The sequence below is a fragment of the Variovorax sp. HJSM1_2 genome, assembly GCF_049316285.1.
GTDB lineage: Bacteria > Pseudomonadota > Gammaproteobacteria > Burkholderiales > Burkholderiaceae_C > Rhodoferax_B.
Genome location: NZ_JBMOXA010000001.1, coordinates 1 through 22,474, shown reverse-complemented (window position 1 = coordinate 22,474; position 22,474 = coordinate 1). Strand labels below are relative to the sequence as shown.

The window sequence follows — 22,474 nt, the reverse complement described above, 5'->3', positions numbered from 1 at the left end:
TTAGCTACCGATCAGGCCACCGTCGTTCTTGGTGATCACCACCGTGGCCGAACGTGGGCGGGCCAAAGCGCCGCCGGCACCGAAACCAATGCTGCCGGGCCAGTGGCTCAGGAACTTGCTGCTGTCGCCGATGTTGGCCTTGGTAATGGTTTCACCGGGGTGCTGGATGTTCACAAACAGCGCGCGGCCATCAGGCGTTTCGGTGCAGCCGGTGATTTCGCAGTCCTTGGGGCCCACCAGGAAGCGGCGCAGTTGGTCGGCCGCAGGCTTGGCGCCCACATAGGTGTCCACGGACAAAGCCGAACCGTCGGCCTTGGTGTAGGACAAGGTGGCTTTGGCACCGTCGCCCACCTTGCCGGCCACGCCTATCAGCATCATGCAGTTGGTGACGTCGGTGTAGGCGCCGTCATCGGTCTGGATGAAACACAGGCCGGTCTTTTTGCTGAACCAGATGCCGTCAGGGCTGGAGAAGTCCTGGTCGTTGGTCAAGGCCGACAGGTTGATCTTGCTGGCATCCGCACCGGCTTCGGCACCGAACAGATAAACGTCCCAGTTGAAGCTCGTCGCGGCCGGATTCGCACCGGTGTCCTTGGTGCGGATGATGTGGCCGTTGATGTTGCCCGCAGAGCCCAGGCTGCCACCGATCTTTGCGTCCTGGTAGGCGCGTGGATTGGGCGCGTCGACCACAAACTGGGCAGAGGTCGCATCGATCTTGCGGTTGCTGTTGTTGGTCAGCGTGTAGTACACCTCGCCGGTCTGCGGGTGCACGGCACACCACTCGGGGCGGTCCATCTTGGTCGCGCCCACGGCGTCGGCCGCCAGGCGGGCGTTGACCAACACGTCGGCCTGGTCGGCAAACTTGTAGCTGGCATACGCGGCAATGGCGCTGTTGCTGATGTTCAGTTCAATCCAGCTACCGCTGCCATCGGCCGCGAACTTGGCCACATACAGCTTGCCGCTGTCGAGATACTTGTCGCCCACGGCAATACGGTTGCTGGCGGCCGCGTCGGCAGCGCTCCAGTTGGTGGCCGAGACGAACTTGTACATGTATTCGCCTTGCGAATCGTCACCCATGTAGACCACCAAGGGCTTGCCTTCGACGGGTGTGGCGAACGAAGCGCTTTCGTGGGCAAAGCGGCCCAAGGCAGTGCGCTTGCGCACGGCAGCAGTCTTGTCGTAAGGGTCGACTTCCACGATGTAGCCGAAGGTGTTCAGCTCATTGCGATAGTCATCCGTGCCGTCCGTCGAGGAGCCGGTCTGGCTGATGTTCCAGCGCTTGTAGATGTCGTCCGTGCCCGAGGTTTCCCAGCCGTGGCGGCTGGCAGCGCCTGCGGTGGCGCTGACAGCGCGGCCATAACGGTTGAGTGACACCACGCTGCGTGCGGTAGCGCCACCACGCGCGGTGTTGTCGCTAATGACACGACCGAAGTAGCCGGCCCAATTTTCTTCACCGCTAAGGTAGGTGCCCCAGGGCGTGACACCGGTGCCGCAGTTGTTGATGGTGCCGCGTGCTGCCGTGCCGTCTTTGGAGTACAGCGTCTTGACCAGGGCATTGCCTTTGACCGGACCCGACAACGTCACCGGCGTCAAGGGGGTGATGCGGCGGTTGAAAGCCGAGCTGTTGTTGGTGGTGAATACGCCGGCGTTGCTCCTGGCCACTTCGACAATGGAGATGCCGTGCGCGGTGATTTCCTTGTACGACTCGGACGCGGGACGTGTGCCCGAAGTGGTGCCGGCCACATGCAGGAACTGGTCGGTGATGGCTTCGTGGTTCATCACCAGCAGGCCACGGTTGGAGCTATTGTCTTGGCGCTCGGTACCCGAGACGTTCAGGCCAAAGTACTCCATGCCGTCGTGGTGGTCACCCGCGCGGTTGTCAAAATCAGCTTCGCTGCCATCGTTCTTGTAGGCCGGGGTGCTGGCATTCAACGGATCGCCCAAGGCGTAGATCACGCTGGCGGTGTAACCCGCTGGCACGGCCACCAGGTCGGCCAGACTCTTGGGCACGGCCGCAAAACCCAGCTTGCTGAAGTAGCTGGGCTTTTCGACGAACGCCGCGTCGTTGTCGTTATTGCCGCCGCCGCAAGCGCTCAAACCCAAGCTGCCCATCACGGCCGTGGCGGCCGTGCCCACACCGCCGCGCAACAGGCCACGGCGGCTCAGCCGCGCTTGCAAGACGTGTTGAAACGTCTCATTGCCGGAATTGTTCTGGTCGATTTCGTCGTGCGCAAAACCGTTGCTGGGAATGTCCACTCGCTTATTCATCGTGTCGCTTTCAGGCGTTGTTGCAAAAGCCGTGAGCGTACGAAAGCCAAATGAAAGCTCTGTGACAGTTCCAAGAAATCCAGCACCTATCACTTCTGACAGTTTGCCAAGCGTGCAAGCCTACTTGTTGCGTCGTGTGCACACCGCTTCGCTTGACCCCCTGCGTTAGATCGTCAATCATGCACAAAGAAATGTATTCAATGGAACCACCGTGTTCCGGCTAGCCAACGCCACGGGATCCTTTTTGCCCAGCGCGTAAAGCCAGCATTCAAGAGGCTGCTGTTGTGCCAGCACAGCCATCGGTTCTTCTCCAAAGTTCTCATGGAGGGATGGTGAATGAAAGCTATACGTTCCACTTTTTGGACGCATCTCGCGCAGCGTTTGCCGTGCGGCCGGGTGGGCGCAGCTGGAACGGCCAATGCTCGATAGTTTTGCCGCGTTACTGCGTGCCCACCCCGAGATCGCGCTGTTCATTTGCCTGTCCGCAGGCTTTGCGGTGGGCGCCATTCGTTTCGGGCAATTCAAACTCGGCGGCATCTGCGGCTCGTTGCTGATCGCCTTGCTGCTCGGCCAATCGGGCGTGCGTCTGCCCAACGATCTGAAAAACATCGCCTTCGGCCTGTTCATCTTTGCGCTCGGTTTCACCGGCGGCCCACAGTTTTTCGCCAACATCGCACGCGGCTGGCGGGTGGGACTGCTGTCGTTCGTGGAAGCCATCGTGGTGACGCTGCTGGCACTCTTTGGTGTGTGGTGGTTTGGGCTGGACACCGGCACAGCCGCTGGTTTGATGGCCGGTGCGGCCACCGAATCGGCCGTCGTGGGCACGGCTGGCGAGGCCATCTCCAAGCTCGCACTTTCACCCGCCGACATCGAACGCCTGCAGTCCAACGTGGCCACCACCTACAGCGTGACCTATCTCTTCGGGCTGGTGTCCATCGTGCTCTTCACCACGCAGGTCGTGCCCTGGCTGCTGAAGATCAACTTGCGCGAAGAAGCCGACAAGTTGTGGGAAAACATGAGTGGCGAGGCCCAACATGAACCCGGCACCAGCCGTGCCGCGCCGCTGGTGGTGGGCCGCTTGTCGCGCCCCGGAGCACTTGCCGGCGCCACGGTCGGCAGCTTTGAAAGCAAACACGCACATGCGGTCAGCATAGAGCGCATACGCCGCGCCGGTGCCTTGTTGACACCCGACGCCAACACCCGTGTGCAAGCCGGCGACGAGTTGCTGCTGGTCGGCCCGCGCGCGGCGGTGATCCACGCGGTTGCCGACGTGGGCGAGGAAATCGCCAGCGATCCGCTGGGCGTGCCCATGGTCGAGCAGCAAGTCATACTGACACTGAAACGCATACACGGCCTGAGCTTGCGCCAATTGGGCGAACGCGCCGATCCGCAGCTGCGCCGCAGCGTCTGGGTCACGCGCATCACACGTGCTGGCAAAGAGCTGCCGGCCCTGCCCAGCACCACACTGCAGCGCGGCGACGTGCTCACGCTTTACGGCGCCGAGCGCGCCGTGCAGCGCGCCGCCGACGTGATTGGCTTGCGCACGGCGCCCGAGCACAAAACCGACTTTGTGATGCTGAGCGTGGGCATTCTGGCCGGCATGGCGATAGGCGCGTTAAGCCTGAATGTGGGCGGCGCCAACCTCACCTTGGGCACGGGCGGCGGCTGTCTGGTCGCGGGCCTGTTGTTCGGCTGGGGCCGCGCGCAATGGCCGGTGCTGGGCGCGTTGCCATCGTCGGCGGCCGAGATCATCAAGGACTTTGGCTTGGCGACCTTCATTGTGTCTGTGGGTCTGGCCGCCGGGCCGGATGCCTTCAAGCTCATCGCCCAATACGGCTGGAAGCTACCCTTGATGGGCATTGCTGTGTCATTGATTCCAGCGTGTGTGTCGCTGCTGATCGGGCATTTTCTGAAGATCGAGACGCCGATTCTGCTGGGCGCGATTGCCGGCCAGCACGTCAGCACACCGGCCATCAGTGCGCTGGTGAACGATGCGGGCAACAGCACACCGATGATTGGCTACACCGTCACCTACGCCATCTCCAACGTCCTGCTGCCACTGGCGGGGCCGATTTTCGTCGCGCTGGCGTCTACGACCGCTGGCTGAAACTGGCGGCCAGGTGTTGGCACGTGGCCGCAATCCATATTTTTAAGGAGTCTTCATGGAGTGGTTGCACCATATTTTTCAAAAATCCCCGGAGGCAGCGCTGTTCTTGTCGCTGGCCGTAGGTTATGCCTTCGGCAAGATCAAGTTCGGCAAGTTTCAGTTCGGCGGCGTGGCCGGATCGCTGATCGCCGCAGTGATCATCAGCCAGGTCGGCGTGCAGATCGACAACGGCGTGAAGTCCATCATGTTTGCGCTGTTCATCTATGCCGTGGGTTATGAAAGCGGCCCGCAATTCTTCAACTCGCTGAACCGCACAGCCCTGCGCGAAATCGCCATGGCGGTGTTCATGGCGCTAGCCGGCTTGGTCACCGTGCTGATCGTGGCGCGGCTGTTCGGCCTGGACAAAGGTCTGGCCGCGGGCCTGGCCGCCGGTGGCATGACGCAGTCGGCCATCATAGGCACGGCGGGCGACGCCATCGCGCAGCTTGGCCTGTCGCCCGAAGAAACCAAACGCTTGCAGGGCAACGTCGCCGTGGGCTACGCCGTGACCTACATCTTTGGCTCCTTCGGCGCCATCGTGGTATGTGTGAACATTCTGGAAAAGTTCATGGGCAAGGACCTGCGCACAGCCTCGCTTGAAGTCGAAGCCAAACTGTCTGGCGGCGCACCCAAGCTGGGCCCCGGTCAGAGCGCTGCCTTGCCGCCGCTGGTAGGACGCATCTTCCGCATGGAACACCTGGGCGGCCAGACCGTGCGCCAGGTGGAAGGCACGGGCGCCGACAACTTCACCATTGAGCGCCTGCGCCGCGGCACCGAGGTGGTCGACCCCACACCGGACTACGTGCTGCAAAACGGCGACGAAATCCTGGTCGTGGGCCGCCGCGACAGCGTGGTCGACCTGGCCAGCCGCATAGGCACCGAGCTGCCCGAGTCCGGCAGCCTGAGCTTTGTGATGCATTCGCGCAAAGCCGTGTTCACGCGCAAAGGCATGAACCACAAGACCATTGCCGAGGTGCGCGAGGCCGTGGACCGCGATCTCAGACACGGCCTCTACATCCAGCGCATCACCCGCGCCGACCAACCGCTGCCGGTGCTGCCCAGCACCGTGATCGAACACGGCGACGTGATTACCTTCTACGGCTCGGACCGCGACACACTGCGCGCCGTCAAGGCCGCAGGCTACCCCTTGGCCGACGATGGCAAGACCGACTTCGTCTACATGGGCCTGGGCGTGTTGGTCGGCTTGCTGGTCGGCATGCTGGTGGCCCACGTGGGCGGCATTCCACTCACCCTGGGTTCGGGTGGCGGCGCGCTGCTCTCGGGTCTGCTGTTCGGCTGGGCGCGCTCCAAACACCAAATGGTTGGCGCCATGCCCAGCGAAGCCAGCGCCCTGCTGCGCGACTTTGGCCTGGCCTCGTTCGTCGCCATCGTGGGCTTGAACACCGGACTGCAGGCGGTGGAGACCATCAAGACCAGCGGCGTCATGATTTTTGTGGCGGGTGTCATCGTCACCGTCGTGCCACTGCTGTTGACCATGTTGTTTGGCCGCTTTGTGCTGCGTTACGACAACGCCGCGGTGCTCGCTGGTGCACTCTCCGGCTCGCGCAGCGCCAACCCGGCGTTTGGCGAGATTCTCGGCAAGTCCGGCAGCTCGGTACCTACGGTGCCGTTTGCGGTGACCTACGCCATGGCCAATGTGCTGTTGACGCTGCTGGGCCCGCTGATCATCGGCCTTTCCTGATTCGCCCCTTTCAATCACTTTCATCCCTAGAACCATTCGAGGAGAAACCATGGCAATTTCCAAAGCCGCCAGCGCGCAGCGCCTGCGTCCACTCAAATCCAGCCGCGCCACACAACGCGAGTTGCTGTCGCTGAGCCCGTTTGAGTTGAAAGACTCGCTGATCACGCTGTCCAATGAAAACGCCCGCCAGGGCAATTACGCGCTGCTCAACGCCGGGCGTGGCAACCCCAACTGGATTGCCACCACGCCGCGCAACGCGTTTTTCCTGCTGGGCCAGTTCGCCATCACCGAATCGGAACGCATCTGGACCGCCCCCGACCTGGGCGGCATGCCCGGCAAAGCAGGCATAGCCAAACGCCTCACGGCCTACCTGAAAGCCCACGCCAAGGCGCCCGGCGCCGCCGCATTGGGACAGATGGTGAACTATGGCATACGCGAACTGAAGTTCGAAGCCGATGCCTTTGTGCATGAGTTGGTCGATGCCGTCATAGGCGACAACTATCCCGTACCCGACCGCATGCTGGTGCACACCGAAAAGGTGGTGCAGGCCTACCTCGACCAGGAGATGTGCGACAACAAGCCGCCACGCGGCAAGTTCGACATTTTTGCGGTCGAAGGCGGCACCGCCGCCATGTGCTACATCTTCGATTCGCTGGAGACCAACGGCCTGCTCAAGAAGGGTGACACCATCGCACTCGCCGTGCCGACCTTCACGCCCTATATCGAGATCCCGGAACTCGATCGTTATGCCTTCAAGGTGGTGCGCATCGATGCCTCGAACAGCCTGCAGGAAGGCAATATCGGCCACGTGTGGCAGTACCCCGATGCCGAGATCGACAAACTGCGCGACCCAAGCATCAAGGCCTTCTTCCTGGTGAATCCGAGCAACCCGCCATCGGTCACCATGTCGCCACGTTCCCTCAAGCGCATCGCCAGCATTGTGAAGAACGACAACCCCAACCTGATCGTCATCACCGACGACGTGTACGGCACCTTTGTCGACAACTTCCGCTCGCTGATGGCCGAGGTGCCGCAAAACACCATAGGTGTGTATTCCTACTCCAAGTATTTCGGTTGCACCGGCTGGCGTCTGGGCGTGATTGCGGTACATGAGAAAAACATCTTCGACCGCATGCTCACCGAGCTGCCACTGCCCAAGCAAAAAGCCTTGAATCGCCGCTACAGCAGCATCTCGCTCACACCCGAGAAGATCAAGTTCATCGACCGCATGGTGGCCGACAGCCGCTCTGTGGCGCTGAACCACACGGCTGGCTTGTCGCTGCCGCAGCAGTGCCAGATGGCGCTGTTTTCGTTGTTTGCACTCGCCGACAAAAAGAACCGCTACAAGAAGCTCACCCAGACCATAGTGCAGCGCCGCCTGAAAGACTTGTGGAAAGGCCTGGGCGTCCCGCAGCCGGTGATTCCGCACCAGGCCGGCTACTACGTAGAGCTGGACCTGATGGTCTGGGCCGAAGCCCACTACGGCCCGGATTTCGCGGCCTACCTGAAGGAAAACTTTGAGTCTGTGGACCTGTTGTTCCGCCTGGCCGAACGTTTCTCCGTCGTGCTGATGGACGGCGGCGGCTTCGGCGGCCCACGCTGGTCGGTGCGTGTCTCGCTGGCGAATCTGCCGGACGCCGCCTACCGCCAGATCGGCGCCCACCTGGCCGAACTGGCGCCGCGTTACGTGAATGCCTGGAAAGATGCGCGCGCGGCCGAGGGCAATCCGGTGGCACAAGCCAAGCCCGCGAAGAAAGCCGTCAAAACCGCGCCCCCAAGCGCCAGCAAAAAGGCGGCGAAGAAAGCCGTGAAGTAAGCCTTGCCTGAAGTAAGCCTTGCTATATGACCCGGGCCCGGTTGCCTCACCAGCAGCAGGGCCCGGGTGCAGAAGACGATGACACACGTGCGCCAACTCATCTTCATCAGCCACCCCAACGTGGTGCTCAGCCCCAGCGTGCCCGTGCCGCAATGGCCGCTGTCCGAACTTGGCCGGGCACGTATGCACGCCTCTCTGGCCCAGCCCTGGGTGCCGGAGATTTCAGCCGTGTACTGCAGCACCGAACAAAAGGCCATGGACGGCGCCGAGATTCTGGCCAAGCATCTCAGACTCGGCTACACCACGCTGCACGCGCTGGGCGAGAACGACCGCTCCGCCACGGGCTTTCTGCCGCCCGATGAATTCGAAAAAGTCGCCGATCAGTTTTTCGCCCAGCCCGATACCTCGGTACGCGGCTGGGAAACCGCCGCCGCAGCCCAGGCGCGCATCTGCCGTGCGGTTGAATCGATAAGCCTGGCAGATGACACAAGCGGCACCATTGCCATCGTGTCGCATGGCGCCGTGGGCACGCTGCTGTACTGCCAGCTGGCGGGCGAAGTGATCAGCCGGCGCTGGGACCAGCCGCCGAATGGCGGTGGCAACTTCTATCGATTCCAACTGGCGCCGCCGCAAGTGTCGGCTTGGTGGGCACCGATCGACGTGCTCCATCCAGCGGCGTCAGCTTGATCAGACTTGCGAACAATCATCCTCTCGGTTCGGCGCGGAAGCGCGAGAGACATTCTTCGTATTCTTGGCTTGGCCGTCGGCAGCGCACTTCACAGAAATGCTGCTGTTGTCTTTGGCGAGATCACCGTCCTCGTCGCCCCTGGGCAGGTAATAAGCAACCACACAGGCGATAGCGATGACTGCCAAACGCCACTTTACAAATTTATTACTTTGCATAAAACCGTCTCGCTCGCTACTCGGAGGGTCGTTTTTTTGTACCAAATTGTGTGCGAACTGTGGACTTTCCGAGTGGCTCGCGTGCTAGCGCTTGTACCTAAGTAGTTCCGCGAAGCCCGGTCAGCAGCATGGTCAGTACAAGGAGCACAACTTTTATGGCTGCCAACTGAGGCCCACACAAAGTGCCGGCTCAGTGGGCGCCAATAGACGGAGACAGGCTTAATCGACCGGCGTCAGCTTAGCCACGCTCAGCGCCAGCCATTTCACCCCATGCCGTGGGAAGTTGATCTGTGCACGTGCGTCGTCGCCAGCACCTTCCAGTGTGGTGACCTTGCCTTCACCAAACTTGTTGTGGAACACCTTCATGCCCACACGCAAGCCGTGCGCGGGTGCGGCTTTTTGTGGCGGCACGGGGCCACCGCCGAAGTCGGGGGCATCTTTGAGAGGTCTAGCAGGAAAACCGCCTCCACCGCTCTTGTAGCCTGCGGAAGATGCTCCTGAATTTGAGTTGTAGCCGCCGCCCCAAGCCGAGCCGGAACTGCCAGCATAGCCGCCACTCTTGCCACCGCCCATGCCCGAACCCATACCCGAGCCAAAGCCGGCCTGCTTGGGCAAGATCCACTTCAACGCGCCCTCGGGCAGCTCGTCAAAGAAACGGCTGCGCACGTGGTAGCGCGTTTGGCCGTGCAGCATGCGGCTTTGTGAAAAGCTCAGGTACAGGCGTTTACGCGCACGCGTGATGGCCACATACATCAGGCGGCGTTCTTCTTCCAAGCTGGTGCGGTCGGACAGCGAGTTTTCGTGCGGGAACAAGCCCTCTTCCATGCCGGTGATGAACACACAGTCGAACTCCAGGCCCTTGGCCGCGTGCACGGTCATCAGCTGCACCGCATCCTGCCCAGCTTGCGCCTGGTTGTCGCCGGACTCCAAGGCGGCGTGCGTCAGGAATGCCGCCAGCGGCGACAGGGTTTCGCCGCTGTCCTGGTCGATGTAGCCGGGGGCCAGATCGGCCGGCGCCAGGTTCGGGTCCAGGCCCTGGCTGGCGGGCGATTGGCTCAGCATGGCGGCGGCCGCGCCACCGTGTTCGTCCACCGGCAGGGCCACGGCGTCGCGGCCAAAACCTTCCAGCGACACAAAACTCTCGGCGGCGTTCACCAGTTCGGCCAAGTTCTCCAGCCGGTCGGCGCCTTCGCGGTCGGCCTTGTAGTGCTCCACCAGGCCGCTGTGCTCCAGCACCAGCTCAATGATTTCGCGCAGCGTGGCGCCATCGGTCTGCTCGCGCAGCACGTCGAGCTTGGCCACAAAGGCGCTCATGTTGGCGCCGGCCTTGCCACTCAGGGTGCTCACCGCGTCGTGCAGCGCACAACCGGCTTCACGTGCGGCGTCCTGTAATTGCTCCAGGCTGCGCGCACCAATGCCGCGTGGCGGGAAGTTGATCACGCGCAAAAAACTGGTGTCGTCGCGCGGGTTCTCCAACAGGCGCAGATAGGCCAGTGCGTGTTTGATTTCGGCGCGTTCAAAAAAGCGCAGGCCACCGTACACGCGGTAGGGCACGGCAGCGTTGAACAGCGCGGTTTCAATCACCCGGCTTTGCGCGTTGCTGCGGTACAGCACCGCAATTTCCTTGCGCGGGTGGTCGTCGCGCACCAGTTGCTTGACCTCGTCGACCAGCCATTGGGCTTCGTCAAAATCGCGGCTGCTCTCCACCACACGCACCGGCTCACCCGGGCCTTGGTCGGTGCGCAGGTTTTTGCCCAGGCGCGCGCTGTTGCGGCTGATGAGTGCATTGGCCGAATCCAGGATGTTGCTGCCGCTGCGGTAATTTTGCTCCAGCTTGATTTGCCGCGTGACCTTGAACTCGCGCACAAAGTCGGTCATGTTGCCCACGCGTGCACCACGGAAGGCGTAGATGCTCTGGTCGTCGTCACCCACGGCCAGCACGCTGCCGGGCTGGTGGCGCTCGGCCGCGCCCGAGGCCATGTCCTCGGGGCCATAACCGGCGAGCATCTTGATCCACGCATATTGCAGCGTGTTGGTGTCCTGGAACTCGTCGATCAGGATGTGGCGAAAGCGCCGCTGGTAGTGTTCACGCACCGGGTCGTTGTCGCGCAGCAGCTCGTAGGAACGCAGCATCAGTTCACCGAAGTCGACCACGCCCTCACGCTGGCATTGCTCTTCGTACAACTGGTAGATCTCGACCTTTTTGCGCGCCTCGGCGTCGCGCGCCTCGACCATGGCCGGGCGCAGGCCCTCTTCCTTGCAGCCGCTGATGAACCACTGGGTTTGTTTCGCCGGAAAACGCTCGTCGTCGATGTTGAACTGCTTCATCAGCCGCTTGATGGCGCTGAGCTGGTCCTGCGTGTCCAGAATCTGAAACGACTGCGGCAGGTTGGCCAGCTTGTAATGCGCGCGCAGAAAGCGGTTGCACAGGCCGTGGAAGGTGCCAATCCACATGCCACGCACGTTCACCGGCAGCATGGCGCCCAGCCGGGTCATCATTTCCTTGGCCGCCTTGTTGGTGAAGGTCACGGCCAGAATACCGCCGGGCGACACCTGGCCGGTCTGCAGCAGCCAGGCGATACGGGTGGTGAGCACGCGGGTTTTGCCCGAACCGGCACCGGCCAGAATCAGCGCGTGCTCGGCCGGCAGGGTGACGGCGGCCAGTTGCTCCTCGTTCAAGCCCTTCAGCAGCGGAGAGTTTTCGGGGGAAGCAGGGATGCGTGGGGAGGGATTTGCTGAGAACATGCACCGATTGTAGAAACCCCCATGCAGTGCCCGACGCACACGCAGTTGATATCCTTTCTTATGCGCACGTCCAAGCCCCACCAGTTTCCCATCCCGTCCCTCGCCCTGGCTTTGCTCGGCGCGTCGTTTGGTCTTGCCCAGGCCCAGGACGTACGTTCGCCCGTGTGTGCCAGCGACGGCCAGCCCACACCCGCCGTGCTGGTGGAGCGCTTCATCAGCGCCGATTGCGAGAAATGCTGGGGCGCGCCCTCACCCGCCGTCACGGCAAAGCTGCCCGCACGGGCACTGGCGCTGGACTGGATCACCCCCAGCCCCCAGGGTGATGAGGCACCGCTTTCGGCTGCCGCGCTGCGTGATGCCGACACCCGCTTGCAAACCCTGGGGCAAAACAGGCCACCCAGCGATGAGGCCTTGCTACTGCAGCGCCCGGTGCAAACACCCAAAAGCTGGGCTGCCCCCGGCGCATCAAACCCGGCAAAAACACCCCCCGCCAAGCTCCGCGTGGCGCATGGCCTGGCCCTGGGCGGCTACATCGGCGCGAGTATTGAACTCAAGCCCCTGCCTGCGCTGCCGAAAAAGCCTGTAGAAACCACCGCAGAACATCGCGCCGCTCCATGGACCGCCTGGCTGGTGCTGACCGAAAGCGTGCCCGCCGGCGCCGAGGGCTCGCCCATAGAGCGCCGCCTGGCACGCAATGCGCTAGTGCTGGACTGGGCGCCCGAAAACGCCGAAAAAGCCAAAGACGCTAATGGCGTGGTAGCCAAATCAGCAGTGCTGCGCTTGATCGAGTCGCGCCCGCTGAACGTGCCCACTGGCGCCAACCCGGATCGCTTGGGCGTGGTCGGCTGGGTGCAAGATGCCGAGGGCCGGGTGTTGGCGGCGGCGGCATCACGCTGCAAATGAGTCAGGCCCTAGAAGGCGTTAAAAAGTAGCTGCTTTGAAATGACAGTGCGGTAAGCCGCCCAGGAAGGAAAGAACATGTTTTCGGTCTATGGCGTTACCGGCCGGGTTTACACCGGTTCAGCAGAGCAACTGCGCTACATCGAACAGGTGACCGCGCTGGCGCGCCTGCGGCGCATTGAGCCAAATGACCAGGACTTGCCGCGCGACCCCGACCGCTTTTTGCTACCGCAAGGCACACCACCGGCAGCACAAGATGCGCTGGCCCAGCCTCCCGCGCCGCCACCCATGCTGGACACCGCGCGCAACGCCGTCTCGGCCTACATGAAAACCAGCCAACCCGACACGCCGCGCCAGCCGCTCGACCGGGTGGACCAGTTAATGACCCAGCCAGCGGTCACCGTGTCGATGGACATGTCGCTGGAAGATGCGTCCAAGCTGCTAGCGCGCAAACACCTCGGCCAAGTGCCCGTGGTCGACAAGGATGAGCATTTGTGTGGTTTGCTGCTGCGCGCAGATTTGTTCCGGCCGCACCGGGTGTCGGCCGCGATTGCTAGTGCCGAGACCGATGCTGACGCCGCAGCACCTACGCCCGCTGCGCCAGCAGAAGACGCGGAGGTTTCTACACCCGCCGATTGGGATGTGTTGATGGCCCAGCCGGTCTCAAGCCTGATGTGGACGCCTGTGCCCAGCGTCTCGGGAGACACCGATATTCGCCGCGTCGCCCGGGCGTTGCTGGACACCGCACTGCCTGGCTTGCCGGTGGTTGACGACCGGGGTTATGTGATTGGTTTTGTCTCGCGCTCCGACATACTGCGCGCCGTGGCGGGCGACCCGCCGCTGGATGTGTGGGGTTGAAGCCAGAACAACCGGCTTACCAGCTCAGCGTCACCTGCAACACATCCACATAAGTGCCAGAGGGCATGCCGTTGCTGCTGGTTTTGTTGATGCGGCCATGCACCGGCAAGGTCACGGGCGCGCCCGTGCCGGGTAGGGACACACCCAGGCCCGTGGCGTTGGCCGGATAGGCGTTGGTCAATGCCGCATCGCTGTAGACCTCGTAAGGCAAGTAGCTGCTACCTTGTTTCATAGCCCGCGAACCCGTGCCCACGCTGCTGCCTTGCCCCGCGTTGTTGCCGCCGCTGACGGACACCGTCAGCGATGTGATGTCTGGCGAACAGACCAACTGCGTTGCCCCCGCAGCGCCCACACCACCCGTGGCGCCCGTGGTCAACACCCCGGCAAAGGTACTGGGATGGGCGCCAAAGTCGAGTGTGCCCAGATTCACCCCGGTGTTACCTGCATTCGCCGCACCACTGATGTAGCAGCCTGGCTGCAGCACCATTTGTGTGTTCAGTTGGCCCGCCATGTTGCCGGCGGCATCCACACGCAAGCTGGCCAGGCTGAGGCCCAAAACAATCGCGGTACTGGTCACCGTGGCGGTCGCCGTGGCCGTCATGGAAAATTTGTAGCTGGTCTTCATTTGCACACGCCTTCAATCGTTTAGCTGGCTGCGGCTCAATACTCAGAATATAGGGCGAGAAGGGCTTACCAGGCCAGCGTCACCTGCAGGGTGTCCACATAGGTGCCGGAGGTCATGCCGTTGGTGCTGGTCTTGTTGATGCGGCCATAAACCGGCAGGGTCACGGCCGCACCGGTGCCGGGCAGCGTCACGCCCAAAGCCGTGGCGTTGGCGGGATAGGCGGTGGTCAAGGCGGCGTCGCTGTACACCTCGTACGGCAGGTAGCTGCTGCCCAGCTTCATGGCGCGTGAGCCCGTGCCTACGCTGCCGCCCTGGCCGGCGTTGTTGCCGCCGCTGACCGATACGGTCAACGCGGTCACATCCGGCGAACACACGATTTGTGTGGCACCGGCACCGCCCACACCGCCGGTGGCGTTGGCCGTCAACACACCGGTGAAGGTGCTGGGCTGGGAGCCGAAGTCCAGCGTACCCAGGTTCACACCGCTGCTGCCGGCATTCGATGCACCGCTGATGTAGCAACCGGCTTGCAGCACCATTTGCGCGTTCAGCTGGCCGGCCATGTTGCCAGCGGCCTGGGCGCCGAAAGAGGTCATGCCCAGAACAAGCGCCATTGCTGCAGAGGTGGCGGCGGCGGAAATCTTGGTGCTGATCTTCATGTCCATCTTTCGGTGTGTGTTGCGATGGAATGAATTGTGGTTTTGGGCACCCAAAACATCGTGACGCAAACGTGAACTCTGACGGCATCTGTGGGCCGCCCGCCGGAGTCGACTCAAGGCCAAAAACGCAAGCCCATGCCGCGTCACGGCATACGCGGCGGGCGCAGTGCGCTATCAATAAAGACGTATCGCGACGTCAAAATGCCAGGTGCGGCGGATCTCGATGACGTCAAACTCGCGCGCCAACACCGGCGAAAACGCCGGATAGTTGGCCTGGCTCTGCACCACGCCGCGGATCGCTTCGTCCAGCGCTGGCACACCGCTGGAGCGCACAAAACTGATCGACTCGACCGAGCCGTCGCTGCGCACCGCCACCATCACCACCGGATCGGTGTATGGCGACTTGGCGGCGTCGCGCACCGACTCTATGGTCATGTTGAGTTCGATCTTGCGGCTCCAGGCCTCGGCGTACAACACCAGTTCCTGGTTGGCATCACTGCGGCCAAAAATGCGGCCGCGCCGCGCGCTGCTCCACGACGAGGGCAGCGTGGATGGCGGTGATGGACGCGCAGCCGCTGCCGCTGCACGTCGATCGGCTTCCTCGTTGAGTTGCCGCCCCATGGCACGACGCCGCTCTTCCCTTTGCTCGGCAGCCAATTTCGCCGCATCTTGCTTGGCGGCGTCGGCACGTCCAGCCTCCTGACGCGCCGCCTCTTGGCGTGCAGCCTCCTGACGCGCGGCTTCTTGCTGTGCCGCTTCTTGCGCTCTGGCGGCTTCGGCTGCTGCGGCTTGCTGGCGAGCGGCTTCTTGCTGCGCTGCCTGTTGTGCTGCCTGTTGTGCTGCTTGTTGCGCGGCCTGTTGCCGGGCAGCGGCCTGCTGCGCAGCCTCTTGACGCTCCCTCTCCAGCCGGGCGGTTTCAGCCCGTGCGGCCTCGGCCTTGGCAAGCTCCTGACGCGCCGCTTCCTGCTGCGCGGCCTGTTGTCGCGCAGCGGCCTGCCGTGCAGCTTCTTGGCGCTCGGCCTCCAGTCGCGCAGCTTCGGCCCGGCTTGCTTCGGCCCGCACAGCCTCGGCCTTGACGGCATCCAGACGCTGGCTCTCCAGCCGTGCAGCTTCTGCCCTTGCCGCCTCGGCCCTTACAGCTTCGGCCCGCACGGCTTCAGCCTTTGCAGCTTCCTGGCGTACGGCTTCCTGTTGCGCCGCCTCTTGCTGCGCGGCCAGCTGCCTTGCTGCGGCTTGGCGTTCGGCTTCCAAACGTGCGGCTTCTAGCCGCGCTGCTTCTTCGCGCGCGGCCTCGCGCCGCGCGGCCTCGACCAAGGCCGCTTGCTGGCGCACGCCGTCCTGGCGAGCCGTTTCCTGACGTTCGGCTTCAACACGCGCAGCCTCGGCACGCACAGCTTCCGCACGCGCAGCTTCTGCATGTACGGCCGCTACCCGCACAGCCTCCAAACGCACGGCTTCCGCACGTGTGGCCTGCTCGGCTTGCTGCCGCGCCATGGCCTGACGCGCCGCGTCCTGACGTTCAACTTCCACACGCGCCAACTCGACCTTTTCCGCAGCCAAACGCACAGCCTCCTGGCGTGCGATCTCTTGTTGCACGGCCTCCTGGCGTGCGGTCTGTTGCTGCACGGCCTCTTGACGTGCCAGCTCTTGTCTCTCCGCCACTCGTCGTGCGAGTTCTTGTTCTGCGGCTTCTTGCTGCGCCGCCCGCAGTTGCGCCGCCTGCAGTTCTGCCGCCTGTTGTTGCGCCGCGGCTTGCCGCATGTTTTCCTGACGCTCAGCCTCGATCCGCGCTGCCGCAACCCGTGCGGCTTCAGCTGTTTTTGCGGCGTCGGCCAAAACCATGGCCTGCTGCCGTGCCGCCTCTTCCGCCGCAGCCAAACGGCGCTCCGCCTCCAGGCGCGCCGCTTCCTGACGTTTGGCCTCCTGGCGCTCAGCTTCTCGCTGCTCGGCTTCGAGTGTTGCCGCCAATACCGCCGATGTGGCTGGCACGGTCAGAGCCCCGTCATCTGTGGGTTTTGCGGCAAGAGCCTCTGGCTCGGCCTGGGCAAGCGGCGTGTTCGCAACAGGCGGCTGTGCTGCGGCAACGGCTGCAGCCGGCGGCGGCACGGCCCGTGCCACCTGCAATGGCGCGGTCGGCGTTACGGCTGCGCCCGCGGCCGTATCCCGCGCAGGGGCAGAATCTGCAGCCGACTCAGCGCCGGCCGTGGGTGCGCTTGCGGCCGCGTCCAGCACCACACGCAAGCCGGGTACAGCGGGCACCTCGCCGCGCCGCTCCTGCCAGGGAAAACCGAAACCCGGCAGGCCACCCTCTTGCCCGCCAAACATCAGGCTCAGCAGCAGCACATGGAACAACACAGAGATCCATAAGCCCAGCGGCAGCCTCTCACGCCCATAACGCGTGTGGGGACCGGGCCACTGACTGTTAGTTGGAACTGATAGGGCTTCTGTGGACACGGCTAGGCTGGCCCGGCCGCCCGTCAGAAGCGCCAGGAATATGTGATGCAGCGACGAATGTAGCCGCTGTTGGGGCTTACCAGCCGCAAATCAACGCGACTTTGTCGGCCTGCCACCGCCACCAGCCACATGCCGGCCACGCAGTCCACATATTGCCGGAAAGAACCGCAGCGCCTACGCTGCCAGAGCCGAAGGCTCCACCGTTTTGCGTGCCTTACGCACGTTGAACGCGGTCACGATCAGCACCGCCTGCACCAGCGCCAGGCCGATGAAAACACCATGGTACTGGCCATGGTCCATCAAGCTGCCAAACACCAGCGGCGAGACGGCTTGCCCAATGTCCAGCCCTGAATACACCACGCCATAAACCCGCCCCGAAGCGTTGGCGGGCGTGGAGCGTTTGACGATCAGGTCGCGCGAAGGACCGGCCACACCGGCGGCAAAACCCATCAGGCCAAACAACACCGGCACCGCCACACCCGGCAGCGTGGCAAATCCCAGCACCAGGGCCAAGGCCGCCGCCACACCCTGGCCGGTGCCCACAATGCGTTCACAACGCTGCGGGTCGGCCGCCAAAAAGCCGCCCAGCACCATGCCACCGGCGCTGCCCAGCATGTAGATGGTCAAACACGCGGCCACCAAGGAGACTGGCACATCGTGCAAATGGCGTGCGGCCTCTGGTGCAAAGGCCTGCACCACACTCAAGGCCATGGCGTAGAAGAAGAAAAAGGCGAAACAAACCCAGACCGCCGGAATGCGCAGAAAACCAAAATTCCCGCCCTCCATGGCCGCCGGGCCGCCTTTTTGTGGCGCGGCTGCGGGCGGCAGGGCCAGCTTGTCGCGCTTGATCCATAAAAGCGCCAGCACCGAAAACGCCACACCTGCAGCCGCCACCAGGGCCACACGCCAGGAAAACGCCATGGCCAGCGGCACCAGCATGGCCGGCGCCAGCGCCCACCCCAGATTGCCGGTGATGCCGTGCACGCTGTAGGCATGGCCCAGGCGCGGGCCACTGACTTTGCGGTTCAGCAAGGTGTAGTCCACAGGGTGGAACACGCCATTGCCAATGCCGGCGACGATGGACACCGCCACCAGCATCCAATAACTGCTGCTGGCCGCAAAACCCAGCGCCGACAGGCCCAACAACGCCAGCCCGCCCAGTAACACCGGGCGTGGGCCAAAGCGATCGACGACAAATCCCGAAGCCATCTGCACCGCGCAAGACACCACAAAAAACACCGACATCAGAAAACCAAGTTCTGCATAGCTGGCGTTGAAGGCTTCTTTGAGCCAAGGGAAAAGCGGTGCCAGCAGCAATTGGCTGAAGTGACTGACCAGGTGGGCAGCGCCCACCAAACCGATCACGCTGGCGTCTTGTTTCAAGCTCACGGGGTTGGCCAATGTGGCCTGAGGGGAAAGGGTCTTTGCGGTCATGGCGGCATCGTAGTATTGTTGCGATTTTCTGAAATACGGCAAAAAGACATGTTTTAGCGAATTTCAGCCAAAACAAACCTCCATCGCCATGCAAAACCGCCACGCCGCCTTTTCAAACCAGCGCGCCCACAGCTTCACACCGGTGGGTGACACCGACCCCTTCATGCCCACGCCCGAGCGCCCGGTGCGGGTGCGTGCACGCACCATGCCGGCGGACACACATTTCGAGCCGCACCGCCATGCCTGGGCGCAACTAGCCTACTGCGCCACCGGCGTGCTGCAGGTGATGTGCGGCGGCAACGCAGAAAACCCGGCATCCGCCGCCAAGCCGCCGTCCGGCGAGGTCACCTACATCGTGCCGCCCTCGCGTGCGGTGTGGATCGCGCCCGGCGCGCTGCACAACATCTACATGCTGGAACGCGCAGAGTTGCGCACCTTGTACATAGACGCCAGCGTGATCCCGGCCGAGTGGCACAGTTGCCGCGTGATCATGGTGTCGCCGCTGCTGCGTGAGTTGATCCACTCACTCGACACCCCCGCCAAGCCGGCAGACCACACACACGATGCACGCTACGCTGCATTGACCACCCTGGTCTGCGACGAGATCGCCCACGCGGACATCCAGTCCCTGGGTGTGCCCCTGCCGCCCGTCATGGGTGGCGACAAACGCCTGCGCGGCCTGTGTGAAGCGGTGTTGCGCGCCCCGGCCGCACGCACCAACCTGGCCGACTGGGCCGCCGACGTAGGCGCCAGCGAACGCACCATGGCGCGCCTGTTCCGCGATGAACTGGGCACCAGCTACCAGCAGTGGCGCCAGCAAGCCGTGCTGGCCCATGCCCTGCCCATGTTGGCACGCGGCCTGCCGGTAAGCCAGGTGGCGGCCGCCAGTGGTTACGCCAGCGACAGCGCTTTTTCAGCCATGTTCAAAGCCGCCATGGGCCAGCCACCAAGCCAGTTCGCCGGACGGCCTGAAGCCTAACGCGCCCCGATCGACGACGCTCACACGGCATCTGCCACCCACGGCGTGAGGCGGCCATCGCCTACAGCGCATCAGCGCCCGCAAAAACAAAAATGCAGTGTGCGTTTCACCAAACGTGCTGAACCTGTCGAGCTAAAAAATCTCAACAGCCGGATCGCAAGATCCGCCGAGTTTTAGCGTCATTCTCCAGCCCCGGCGGCGCTGGAAGATGGCATCAATGTTTCTGTTGCCGCTTCTTCGACTGCTAAAGGAACCATCATGAAGTTATCCAAATCACTTTCAATCGCTGCCGTGGCCATTGCGGCCACCTGTGCCACCAGCGCTTTCGCACAACGTGACGCCGCTTTGCCCAAGGCCACACCTGAGGTCACCACACCCAAGGCGCGGGCCGATGTGAAGGCCGATACCGCCCAGGCCAAGAAACAAGGCGAACTGAGCCAGAACGCCAATGCCAACCCCAGTGGCGCCATGGCCAATGCCGGCGAAAAGAAGACCCGCCCCGAAGTGAAGAACGAAACCGCCGCCGCCAGAAGCGCCAATGGCGGCAGCCTGAAGACGCCCAAGGAATAAGCCTGTCGGCCAGAAAACCGGTGGATGCTGTCGAGTGCGGTAAACAGCGACCACCCACAAAAAAACCCCGTGGCCTGCATAGAGGCCACGGGGTTTTGCATTGCGCTTTAAGGGGCGTTATTCGCCGAGGTAAGCCGCGCGCACCTTGGGATCGTTCAGCATCTGCTTGGCGTCGCCGCTCATGGTGATGATGCCCGACTCCATCACGTAGCCGCGGTTGGCAATGCCCAGTGCACGGCTGGCGTTTTGTTCCACCAGCAGCACGGTCACGCCTTGGGCGTAGACGTCTTTCACCACTTCGAAGATCTTGTCGACCATGATGGGCGACAGGCCCATGGACGGCTCGTCGAGCAGCAGCACCTTGGGGCGGCTCATCAGCGCACGGCCCATGGCCAGCATCTGCTGTTCACCACCGGACATGGTGCCGGCCAGCTGGTCCTTGCGTTCACGCAGGCGCGGGAAGATGGTGAACATCTTCTCTATGTCTTTGTTGATCTCGGCCTTGTCGTTGCGCACGTAGGCGCCCATCTGCAGGTTTTCAGTGATGGTCATGCGCGCAAACACGCCACGGCCTTCCGGCACCATGGCCAGGCCTTGCTTGACCAAATCCCAAGCGCCCTGGCCACGGATGCTCTTGCCCAGGTACTCGATGTCGCCACCAACGTACGGCAGCGAGCCGGTGATGGCCTTCATGGTGGTGGTTTTGCCAGCGCCGTTGGAGCCGATCAGCGAGACCAGTTCACCTTCGCGCACTTCAAAGTCCACACCCTTCACGGCCTGGATGCCACCGTAGGCCACCTGCAGGCCTTTAACCTGCAGCAGCACGGGGCTGGAGCCGCTATTACTGTTGTTCACTGTCATTTCTAGTGTCCTCCGGTGCCGAGATAGGCCTCGATCACCTTTTCATTTTTCTGCACGTCGGCCGGGTTGCCTTCGGCGATCTGCTTGCCATAGTCGAGCACGGTGACGCGGTCACACAAGCCCATCACCAGCTTCACATCATGCTCAATCAGCAGAATGGTGCGGTTGTCCTTGCGGATGCGGTCTATGAGTTCGCGCAGCATCACCTTCTCGGTGGCGTTCATGCCGGCGGCGGGTTCGTCCAGCGCGATCAGTTGCGGGTCGGTGGCCAGCGCACGCGCGATTTCCAGGCGGCGTTGGTCGCCGTAGCTCAGCGTGCGGGCTTTGTAGTCGGCAAATTTGCCAATGCCCACGTAGTCCAGCAGTTCTTGGGAGCGCTTGGCAATCGCCGCTTCCTCGGCCTTGAAGCCGGGGCTGCGGAAGATGGCGCCAAGCAGGCCCGAATGTGTGCGGATGTGGCGGCCGACCATCACGTTCTCCAGGGCCGTCATGTCGGCAAACAGGCGAATGTTCTGGAAGGTGCGCGCAATGCCAGCCTTGGCCACCTCGTGCACGGCCGTGGGTTTGTAGGGCTTGCCAGCCAGCTCGAAGCTGCCGCTGTCGGGCGTGTACAGACCGGTGATCACGTTGAAGAAGGTGGTCTTGCCAGCGCCGTTGGGGCCGATCAAACCATACACCTGGCCGCGTTCGATGCGCAGGCCCACGTCGCTCAGCGCCTGCAGGCCGCCAAAACGCTTGGAAATGCCGCTCACATTGAGAACAACATCTTTTTGCTTGTTTTCGCTCATGTTGTGCTCCTTACTTGCGCGACAGCGATTTGCCGTGTTCCGGCGCTGGCCACAGGCCGCGCGGACGCACCAGCATCACAATGATCATGGCCAGTGCAATCAGCAACTGGCGCAGGATGGCGGCGTCCAGACGGCCGCCGGTCATGGCCTGCAGCGGGCCTGCCACGTAGCGCAGCACTTCGGGCAGGGCCGACAACAACACGGCGCCCAGAATCACACCAGGCAAGTGGCCAATACCGCCGAGCACCACCATGGCGACAATCATCACCGACTCCATCAGGCTGAAGGATTCGGGCGACACAAAGCCCTGGAAGGCCGCAAACATCGTGCCGGCCACACCACCAAACGTGGCACCCATGCCGAACGCCAGCAGCTTCATGTTGCGGGTGTTGATGCCCATGGCCTTGGCGGCGATTTCGTCTTCACGGATGGCCATCCAGGCGCGACCGATACGCGACAGCTCCAGGCGATGGCAGATCGCCACGCTGACCACCACCAACACCAGGAACAGGTAGTAGTACAGCGTCACCGAAGGCAGCTCGAAGCTGCCCAGGCTCAGCGGCTTGCCCAGGTCGATGCCAAAAAACTTGATGGAGTCGATCTGGTTGATGCCCTTGGGGCCGTTGGTGATGTTGAACGGGTGGTCCAGGTTGTTCAGGAACACACGGATGATTTCACCAAAACCCAGCGTCACGATGGCGAGGTAGTCGCCGCGCAGCTTGAGTGTGGGCGCGCCCAGCAGAATGCCAAACAAACCCGCCAGCCCGGCCCC

The 22,474-nt window shown here is 63.0% G+C and carries 18 protein-coding genes; 8 read left to right on the top strand and 10 right to left on the bottom strand.

The window, feature by feature from the left end; genetic code table 11:
* On the bottom strand, positions 1–2,265 hold the full coding sequence (locus tag ACFQ95_RS00090; protein WP_422828750.1) for a PhoX family protein: 2,265 nt from the start codon (positions 2,263–2,265) through the stop codon (positions 1–3).
* A 418-nt stretch (positions 2,266–2,683) separates the two neighbouring features.
* On the opposite strand from ACFQ95_RS00090, the gene aspT (ACFQ95_RS00085) reads away from it, so the two are divergent.
* The 4 genes from aspT (ACFQ95_RS00085) (at position 2,684) to ACFQ95_RS00070 (ending at position 8,616) form a co-directional block, all read left to right on the top strand.
* The gene (gene aspT / locus ACFQ95_RS00085) at positions 2,684–4,372 is read left to right on the top strand and encodes an aspartate-alanine antiporter (protein ID WP_422828749.1); all 1,689 of its coding nucleotides are present in this window, start codon (positions 2,684–2,686) and stop codon (positions 4,370–4,372) included.
* Positions 4,373–4,427: 55 nt separating this feature from the next.
* Positions 4,428–6,113, top strand: a complete 1,686-nt coding sequence (gene aspT / locus ACFQ95_RS00080; protein ID WP_422828748.1) for an aspartate-alanine antiporter — start codon at positions 4,428–4,430, stop codon at positions 6,111–6,113.
* A 49-nt stretch (positions 6,114–6,162) separates the two neighbouring features.
* A complete protein-coding gene (locus ACFQ95_RS00075; protein WP_422828747.1) occupies positions 6,163–7,929 on the top strand; it encodes a bifunctional aspartate transaminase/aspartate 4-decarboxylase in 1,767 nt (588 codons plus the stop codon).
* Positions 7,930–8,007: 78 nt separating this feature from the next.
* Positions 8,008–8,616: a histidine phosphatase family protein gene (locus tag ACFQ95_RS00070; protein WP_422828746.1), complete on the top strand. Its 609-nt coding sequence runs from the start codon at positions 8,008–8,010 to the stop codon at positions 8,614–8,616.
* Here the strand turns inward: ACFQ95_RS00070 and ACFQ95_RS00065 are convergent, their stop codons facing one another.
* Both ACFQ95_RS00065 and ACFQ95_RS00060 read right to left on the bottom strand, forming a co-directional pair.
* A complete protein-coding gene (locus ACFQ95_RS00065) occupies positions 8,617–8,832 on the bottom strand; it encodes a hypothetical protein (protein WP_422828745.1) in 216 nt (71 codons plus the stop codon).
* Between the two features lie 219 nt (positions 8,833–9,051).
* Positions 9,052–11,577 carry a UvrD-helicase domain-containing protein gene (locus ACFQ95_RS00060; RefSeq protein ID WP_422828744.1) on the bottom strand — a complete coding sequence of 842 codons (2,526 nt, stop codon included), beginning with the start codon at positions 11,575–11,577 and terminating at the stop codon, positions 9,052–9,054.
* 60 nt (positions 11,578–11,637) lie between these two features.
* Here ACFQ95_RS00060 and ACFQ95_RS00055 point away from each other — a divergent pair, with 60 nt between their 5' ends.
* Complete coding sequence (locus tag ACFQ95_RS00055) at positions 11,638–12,480, top strand: hypothetical protein (RefSeq protein WP_422828743.1); 843 nt, start codon at positions 11,638–11,640, stop codon at positions 12,478–12,480.
* Between the two features lie 75 nt (positions 12,481–12,555).
* The gene (locus tag ACFQ95_RS00050) at positions 12,556–13,335 is read left to right on the top strand and encodes an HPP family protein (RefSeq protein WP_422828742.1); all 780 of its coding nucleotides are present in this window, start codon (positions 12,556–12,558) and stop codon (positions 13,333–13,335) included.
* A gap of 16 nt (positions 13,336–13,351) precedes the next feature.
* Here ACFQ95_RS00050 and ACFQ95_RS00045 read toward each other — a convergent pair whose 3' ends face one another.
* From ACFQ95_RS00045 to ACFQ95_RS00030, 4 genes are all read right to left on the bottom strand, one after another.
* Entirely contained in the window at positions 13,352–13,960 is a 609-nt protein-coding gene (locus ACFQ95_RS00045; protein WP_422828741.1) for a Csu type fimbrial protein, read from the bottom strand.
* A 65-nt stretch (positions 13,961–14,025) separates the two neighbouring features.
* A complete protein-coding gene (locus tag ACFQ95_RS00040) occupies positions 14,026–14,616 on the bottom strand; it encodes a Csu type fimbrial protein (RefSeq protein ID WP_422828740.1) in 591 nt (196 codons plus the stop codon).
* 174 nt (positions 14,617–14,790) lie between these two features.
* Positions 14,791–16,959 (bottom strand): TonB C-terminal domain-containing protein, encoded by a 2,169-nt coding sequence (locus tag ACFQ95_RS00035; protein ID WP_422829213.1) that lies wholly within the window; start codon positions 16,957–16,959, stop codon positions 14,791–14,793.
* Positions 16,960–17,244: 285 nt separating this feature from the next.
* On the bottom strand, positions 17,245–18,546 hold the full coding sequence (locus ACFQ95_RS00030) for an MFS transporter (RefSeq protein WP_422828739.1): 1,302 nt from the start codon (positions 18,544–18,546) through the stop codon (positions 17,245–17,247).
* A 46-nt stretch (positions 18,547–18,592) separates the two neighbouring features.
* On the opposite strand from ACFQ95_RS00030, the gene ACFQ95_RS00025 reads away from it, so the two are divergent.
* Entirely contained in the window at positions 18,593–19,483 is an 891-nt protein-coding gene (locus tag ACFQ95_RS00025) for an AraC family transcriptional regulator (RefSeq protein WP_422828738.1), read from the top strand.
* Between the two features lie 258 nt (positions 19,484–19,741).
* Positions 19,742–20,053: a DUF4148 domain-containing protein gene (locus ACFQ95_RS00020; RefSeq protein ID WP_422828737.1), complete on the top strand. Its 312-nt coding sequence runs from the start codon at positions 19,742–19,744 to the stop codon at positions 20,051–20,053.
* Between the two features lie 117 nt (positions 20,054–20,170).
* Here the strand turns inward: ACFQ95_RS00020 and ACFQ95_RS00015 are convergent, their stop codons facing one another.
* The 3 genes from ACFQ95_RS00015 to ACFQ95_RS00005 form a co-directional block, all read right to left on the bottom strand.
* Positions 20,171–20,914 carry an ABC transporter ATP-binding protein gene (locus ACFQ95_RS00015; protein ID WP_422828736.1) on the bottom strand — a complete coding sequence of 248 codons (744 nt, stop codon included), beginning with the start codon at positions 20,912–20,914 and terminating at the stop codon, positions 20,171–20,173.
* Positions 20,915–20,916: 2 nt separating this feature from the next.
* Positions 20,917–21,702, bottom strand: a complete 786-nt coding sequence (locus tag ACFQ95_RS00010; RefSeq protein ID WP_422828735.1) for an ABC transporter ATP-binding protein — start codon at positions 21,700–21,702, stop codon at positions 20,917–20,919.
* A 10-nt stretch (positions 21,703–21,712) separates the two neighbouring features.
* Positions 21,713–22,474 (bottom strand): branched-chain amino acid ABC transporter permease (locus ACFQ95_RS00005; protein WP_422828734.1); only part of this gene is annotated, 762 nt, incomplete at its 5' end.